Here is a 6384-nt window from a genome sequence, read left to right as displayed (position 1 = left end):
CGATGGTGATCTTGGGCCCCATGGACCAGGTGGGGTGCTTGAGGGCGTCCGCCGCCGTGACCTTGGCCAGCTCGTCGCGGCCCATGCCGAAGAAGGGGCCGCCCGAGCAGGTGAGCCAGACCTTGTGGACGTCGCACCTGCGCTCCCCCACGAGGCACTGGTAGATGGCGCTGTGCTCGGAGTCTATGGGAAGGAGACGGCCGGGCTGGGCGAGCGGCATGAGGAGGTCGCCCCCCACGACGAGGGACTCCTTGTTCGCGTAGGTCAGGATCTTGTGCGCCCTGAGCGACTCGTGCCCCAGGCGGATGCCGGCGAAGCCCACGAGGGCGTTCACCACCACGTCCACGTCGTCGAGCCAGGCGACCTCCTCGAGGGAGCGGCCGCCCACGCGGAGCTCGCAGCCCCGGGGCAGGCCCTCGAGCGACGCGTCATGGGCGTGGCCCTCGTCGCTCACGTACACGTGCGAGGCGCCGAACTCGCGGGCGGCGCGGACGGCCAGGTCGCAGGACGAGTGGACGGAGAGCGCGGTCACGCGCAGCTTGTCGGGATGCTTGCGGCACACGTCGAGGGTCTGGGTCCCGATGGATCCCGAGGCGCCCATGACGGCGACGCGCAGAGGCCAGCGCCGAGGGGAGCTCGGGGCCGTGTCCTCGAATATGTTCACAGGATTCCTCCCATACGAAGGACGAGGTATGCCGTCACGCAGCCGAAGAGCATGGAGTCCGAGCGGTCGAGGAGGCCACCGTGCCCGGGCATGAAGTCGCCCGAGTCCTTGACGCCCACGCCTCGCTTGATGCGCGACTCGAAGAGGTCTCCCACTACGGCGATGGTGCCGACCAGGAGGCCACCGGCAAGGGCGAGGGGATAGGTCACGCCCCTCACGCCGAGCAGGGCGAGGAGGCCCCAGACGAGGACGCTCGAGGCGAGGCCGCCCCAGAAGCCCTCGAAACTCTTGTGCGGGGAGATCCTCGGCGCGAGCTTGTGCCTGCCGAAGCGCGTCCCCACGAAGTACGCCATGGCGTCGTTGAGCCAGACGGAGCCCATGACGCCGAAGGTGAGGAGGCCCCCCGAGGAGCCGGGGTCCGTGCTACGGATGAGCACGACGCAGGAGAACGTGAGCGAGGTGTAGACCGGCCCGAAGGCCGTGAGGGCCACGTCGGATATGTTGGCACGCGGCGTCGCGACGTACCAGAAGGCGCAGGCGACGAGGAGCAGGACCAGGACCAGGAAGAGCCCCTCGGTGCCGAGCAGGAGAGCCGCAGGCGGGAAGAGCACGGACGCCGTGAGGCCAAAGACCTCGTTGGGCATGCGCCCGCCCATGCGCGCCATGCGGAAGAACTCCGAGCAGCAGAGCCAGGCCATCGAGGCGACCAGCACCGTCGTGGGGACGCGACCCCAGAAGAGGACGGCCACGATCACGACGAAGTAGATGGCACCGGTGGTGGTGCGGGTCAGGACCTTCTCGGTCCACCCCCTGGCCAGCTGCCCCCTCAGCTCGCCGGCGACGCGCGCGTCCTCCTTCGAACGACGCTTGCGCTCGAGCCAGCTGATCGCCCGCTCTATGCCGGTCGTGCCAGGCGCCGTCTCCTGGGGGGAATCCGAGGAGGGACGCCGTTCCTCTTCCCCGCTCACTTGGCCTCCACACCCCCGAAGCGACGCTTGCGCGACTGGAAGGCCCTGACGGCACGGAGGTACTCCCAGCGGTCGAAGTCGGGCCAGTAGAGGTCGGTCACGTAGAACTCGGTGTAGGCGAGCTGCCAGAGCAGGTAGTTGGAGAGCCTGAGCTCGCCGGAGGTCCTTATCAGGAGGTCGGGGTCGGGCAGGCCCTCGGTGTAGAGCCTCGAGGCGAGAAGCCCCTCGTCCACGTCGTCGGCGCGCAGGCTCCCCCGCTCCACCTCCTGGGCGACCTCCCGCGCGGCGCGGGCGATCTCGGCGCGCGAGCCGTAGTTGACGGCCAGGGCGAAGGTCATGCCCGTATGGTCCGCGGTCTCATCGAGGCCCCGTTGGAAGACGTCGAAGGTCTCCTTGGGCAGGGCGGAGAGGTCGCCGAAGAAGCGCAGGCGCACGTTCTCTTGGTGGAAGAGCGGCAGCTCCCTGACGAGCGTCGTCGCGAAGAGGTGCATGAGGAGGTCGACCTCGCTCTGCGGCCTCTTCCAGTTCTCCGTGGAGAAGGCATAGCACGAGAGCACGTCGACGCCGAGCCTCACGCTCGTGGTGACGGCCTCGCGTAGGGAGTCGACGCCGGCCACGTGCCCCTCGGGGCGGCTGAGGCCGCGCGCCTGGGCCCAGCGGCCGTTGCCGTCCATGATGATCGAGACGTGGCGCGGCACCCTCGAGAGGTCGACGTCCCTCAGCGAGACGTCCTCCGGGGGCTCCGCGTAGTATTCCTCGAGCTTCTGCTGGTCTATGTTCAAGCTAGATCTCCATGACCTCGGCGGTCTTGGACTTGAGCATCTCCTCGACCTTCTCCACGAAGCCGTCGGTCACCTTCTGGATGGACTTCTTCTCGCGCGCGACGTCGTCCTCCGAGAGCTCCTCGTCCCTCTCCGCGCGGGTGTTTGCGTCGCGACGCACGTTGCGGATGGCGATCTTTGCCTCCTCCGCGTACTTGTTGCAGTCCTTCACGAGCTCGCGGCGGCGCTCCTCGGTGGGCTTGGGGAAGGGCAGGCGGATGGAGATGCCGTCGTTGGAGGGGGTGATGCCGAGGTCGGAGGCCTCGATGGCCTTCTCGATGGACTTGAGGGCGGTCTTGTCCCAGGGCTCGACCACGAGCATGGAGGCCTCGGGGACCTTGACGCCGGCGAGCTGCGTGATGGGGGTCGCCTGGCCGTAGTAGTCGACCTTGATGCCGTCGAGGACGTGCGCGTTCGCGCGTCCGGTGCGCACCTTGGCGAAGTTGCCCCTCAGGACGTCGAGGCACTTGTCCATGTTCTTCCTGGCAAAGTCGGTGTACTCGCTCATGTGTGGCTCTCCTATTCGTCTACTACGGTCGTGCCGACGCTCTCGCCGCGGAGCGCGCGGTCGAACACGTCGTCTCCCAGCAGGTCGAAGACCATGATGGGCATGTGGTTGTCATGACAGAGGGCGGTTGCCGTGGCGTCCATGACCTGCAGGCCGCGGTTGAGGACCTCCATGTAGCTGATGCTCTCGAAGCGCTTCGCGTCGGGGTTCTTGACGGGATCGCTGTCGTAGATGCCATCCACCTTGGTCGCCTTCATGAGGACCTCGGCGCCGATCTCGCAGGCGCGCAGCGCCGCGGCGGTGTCGGTGGTGAAGTAGGGGTTGCCGGTGCCGGCGGCGAAGATGGTGATGCGCCCCTTCTCGAGGTGGCGAATCGCACGGCGGCGGATGTAGGTCTCGGAGACCTGGTGCATCTCGATGGCGCTCATGACGCGGCACATCATGCCGCTGTGCTCGAAGGTGTCCTGGAGCGCGAGGGAGTTGATGACGGTGGCGAGCATGCCCATGTTGTCGCCCTGAGCTCGGTCCATGCCCGCCGCCGCACCCGAGAGCCCACGGAAGATGTTGCCGCCACCGACGACGATGGCGATCTGGACGCCGGCGTCATAGGCCGGCTTGATCGCCTTGGCGATGAGCCGTGGGACCTCGGGGTCGATGCCGAAGTCCTTGGAGCCCATGAGCGCCTCGCCCGAGAGCTTGAGAAGCACGCGCTTGTACTTGTAGTTATCCAAGATGTGACCTCCAGAGACAGGCAATCGCTAGGGCCCGACGGACGTCTGACCCCACTGATTCTAACAGAGGGGAAGACCCTACCTGCGGCGCAGGCTGCCGGGGACGGCGAAACGGCGGGAACCTTGATGAGAAAAGGGACCCGCGCCGAGGCACGGGTCCCAAGGTTCGCGTCTGTCCTGGCAGGAGGTCTCCCGGCCTACTCCTCGCCGAAGGCGAAGCGCTCGAAGCCCAGGATCTGCACGTCATCGCTCACGGCCTTGCTGACGCCCTTGGCGAGCTCGGCGATGGTCGTGGAGGAGTCCTTGATGAACTCCTGCTCGGTGAGGACGCACTCCTTGTAGAACTTCTCGAGCTTGCCGACGGCCATCTTCTCCTGGATGAACTCGGGCTTGCCGGACTCGGCCGCCTGGGCCATGTAGATGGCCTTCTCGTGCTCGACGACGTCTGCAGGGACGTCCTCGCGGCGCGCGGCGACGGGAGCGGAGGCAGCGACCTGCATCGCGACGTCGTGGGCGAAGCTCTTGAACTCGTCGGCAGTGGCGGTGGCGTCGTTGGCGAAGCCGAAGGAGACGATGTCGCCCAGCTTGCCTCCCAGGTGGATGTAGCTGGCAAGGGCGCCGGACTCGACGGAGACACGCTTGAAGCGGGCCACCTTCATGTTCTCGCCGATGACGTGGATCATCTCGGTCAGCTCGTCGGCGACGGTGGCGTCACCCATCTTGCAGGCCTTGAGCGCCTCGACGTCGGCGGGGTCGTTCTCTGCGACGACCTTGGCGAGGTCGGCGGCGAAGCCGGTGAACTTGGGGTTGGTGCCCACGAAGTCGGTCTCGCAGGTGAGCTCGAGGATGGCGCCGAGCTTGCCGTCCTCAGAGATGTAGGTGGCGACGGTGCCCTCGTTGGTGTCGCGGCCGGCGCGCTTGACGGCCTTGGCGACGCCCATCTTGCGCAGGACGTCGACGGCCTTCTCGATATCGCCATCGGCCTCGACGAGGGCCTTCTTGCACTCCATCATGGGGGAGTCGGTCATCTCGCGCAGCTGCTTGACCATAGCGGCGGTGATCTGTGCCATGTTGTGCCCCTCCTTTGGGGATGTGAGTCTGCGGAAAGGGAAGTGCTACTCGGCCGCGGGGGCCTCGACCTCGACGGCAGGGGTGGTCTCGCCGGAGGCCATCTCCTCGACCGAGATCTGCTCCTTGCCGGAGCCGGCCAGGACGGCGTCGGCCACGAGCTCGCACATGAGGTTGACGGAGCGGATGGCGTCGTCGTTGGCGGGGATGCCATAGTCGATCACGTCGGGGTCGGAGTTGGTGTCGAGCAGGCCGACCACGGGGATGTGCAGGCGGTTGGCCTCGCGGATCGCGATCTCCTCGCGCTTGGTGTCGACCACGAAGAGCGCCTGGGGCAGGGCCTTCATGTCACGGACGCCACCCAGGTTGCGCTGGAGCTTCTCGAGCTCCTTGGTCAGGACGGCCTGCTCCTTCTTGCCGCGGGCGGCCATGCGGCCGTCCTCCACCATGGCCTCGAGCTCCTCCATGCGGTCGATGCGGGAGCGCATGGTCACGAAGTTGGTGAGCATGCCGCCGAGCCAGCGCTGGTTGATGAAGGGCATGCCGCAGCGCTCAGCCTGGGCCGCGATGGGCTCCTGGGCCTGCTTCTTGGTGCCGACGAAGAGGACGCGGCCGCCCTTTGCGGCGGTGTCCTTGAGGAAGGTGTACGCCTTGTCGGCGTCCATGACGGTCTGCTTGAGGTCGAGGATGTAGATGCCGTTGCGCTCGCCGAAGATGTAGGGCTTCATCTTGGGGTTCCAGCGGCGCGTCTGGTGACCGTAGTGGCAGCCGGCCTCGAGCAGGGTGCGGATGTTGATCTTGACAGCCATGTCTAACCTCCATTGGTTTGGCCTCCGCGTGAGGTCATCCCCGCTGGGGCCACCCTGGACTTGGCTGTTGTCCCGGGCACCGTGGCCTGCGAGTCGTCACGCGTGTGATATGGATGTCGTGCGAGCACACGACAGCAAGTCATAGTACCAGCTCTGGCATGAGGATGCCAGCAGGAATGCGCGCTCGCACACACGATGCCCACCGGGGTCCCGCGGGACCGGACGAGGCTACTCCCCCCTGGGATGGGCCTGCCTCGCGGCATCCTTGAGCCTCTGGGCCGAGAGGTGCGTGTAGATCTGGGTCGTGGAGAGGCTGCTGTGCCCCAGGAGCTCCTGCACGCTCCTCAGGTCCGCGCCGCCGTTGAGGAGCTCGGTCGCGAAGCTGTGGCGCATCGCGTGCGGGGTGAGGCCGGCGTCGAGCCCCGCCTGCGCGACCCTGCGCTCAAAGGTCGTGCGCAGGGCGTCGGCGCTCATGCGCCTGCCCCGGGTCGAGAGGAAGAGCGCCTTTCCCGCCGCCCCCCGCCCCCTTGCCGCAAGCAGCGGACGGAAGCGTTCGAGATACTCCTCGAGCCGCGACACGGCGAGCCGGTGGACGGGGACGATGCGCTCCTTCGAGCCCTTGCCGAAGAGCCTGGCCTGTCCCTGCCCGAGGTCCACGTCCCCCAGGTCGAGCGCCGACACCTCGGATATGCGGGCGCCGGTGGCATAGAGGAGCTCGAGGAACGCACGGTCCCTCATGCCCAGCTCGTCGTCCTCGCAGACGTCGAGCAGGCGTGAGACCTCNGGCGGGGCGCCTCCCGTCTGTCGGGCTGGGA

Annotated in this window: 6 protein-coding genes and 2 pseudogenes; all 8 read right to left on the bottom strand. The window is 67.3% G+C overall.

Translation table 11 applies throughout. The features are described from left to right. Nucleotides 1-664: pseudogene (locus BQ7388_RS01285) on the bottom strand (1-deoxy-D-xylulose-5-phosphate reductoisomerase); the annotation flags it as partial. Next, nucleotides 661-1632: a phosphatidate cytidylyltransferase gene (locus BQ7388_RS01280; protein ID WP_072499580.1), complete on the bottom strand. Its 972-nt coding sequence runs from the start codon at nt 1630-1632 to the stop codon at nt 661-663. The gene BQ7388_RS01280 and the pseudogene BQ7388_RS01285, both read right to left, overlap by 4 nt. Continuing rightward, a complete protein-coding gene (locus BQ7388_RS01275; RefSeq protein ID WP_072499579.1) occupies nt 1629-2414 on the bottom strand; it encodes an isoprenyl transferase in 786 nt (261 codons plus the stop codon). Before BQ7388_RS01275 ends, BQ7388_RS01280 begins: the two co-directional genes overlap by 4 nt. Nucleotide 2415: 1 nt before the next feature. Then, nucleotides 2416-2961, bottom strand: coding sequence for a ribosome recycling factor (gene frr, locus BQ7388_RS01270; protein WP_062531165.1), 546 nt, complete (start codon nt 2959-2961; stop codon nt 2416-2418). Between the two features lie 11 nt (nt 2962-2972). Further along, entirely contained in the window at nt 2973-3692 is a 720-nt protein-coding gene (pyrH, locus tag BQ7388_RS01265) for a UMP kinase (protein ID WP_072499578.1), read from the bottom strand. 197 nt (nt 3693-3889) lie between these two features. Continuing rightward, nucleotides 3890-4762: a translation elongation factor Ts gene (gene tsf, locus BQ7388_RS01260; protein WP_009279195.1), complete on the bottom strand. Its 873-nt coding sequence runs from the start codon at nt 4760-4762 to the stop codon at nt 3890-3892. Between the two features lie 45 nt (nt 4763-4807). Beyond that, the gene (gene rpsB, locus BQ7388_RS01255; protein WP_009279194.1) at nt 4808-5569 is read right to left on the bottom strand and encodes a 30S ribosomal protein S2; all 762 of its coding nucleotides are present in this window, start codon (nt 5567-5569) and stop codon (nt 4808-4810) included. A gap of 228 nt (nt 5570-5797) precedes the next feature. Continuing rightward, nucleotides 5798-6352 (bottom strand): annotated as a pseudogene (locus tag BQ7388_RS01250) (tyrosine-type recombinase/integrase); the annotation flags it as partial. Nucleotides 6353-6384 lie beyond the last annotated feature (32 nt).

Source organism: Olsenella phocaeensis (assembly GCF_900120385.1).
Lineage (GTDB): Bacteria > Actinomycetota > Coriobacteriia > Coriobacteriales > Atopobiaceae > Olsenella_I > Olsenella_I phocaeensis.
Note: the sequence above shows the minus strand (reverse complement) of the source record. Positions and strands in the feature narration are given on the sequence as shown.

Coding starts and splice junctions, on each gene's coding strand:
- frr (WP_062531165.1), bottom strand. CDS start 2,961: ATGAGCGAGTACACCGACTTTGCCAGGAAGAACATGGACAAGTGCCTC.
- tsf (WP_009279195.1), bottom strand. CDS start 4,762: ATGGCACAGATCACCGCCGCTATGGTCAAGCAGCTGCGCGAGATGACC.
- rpsB (WP_009279194.1), bottom strand. CDS start 5,569: ATGGCTGTCAAGATCAACATCCGCACCCTGCTCGAGGCCGGCTGCCAC.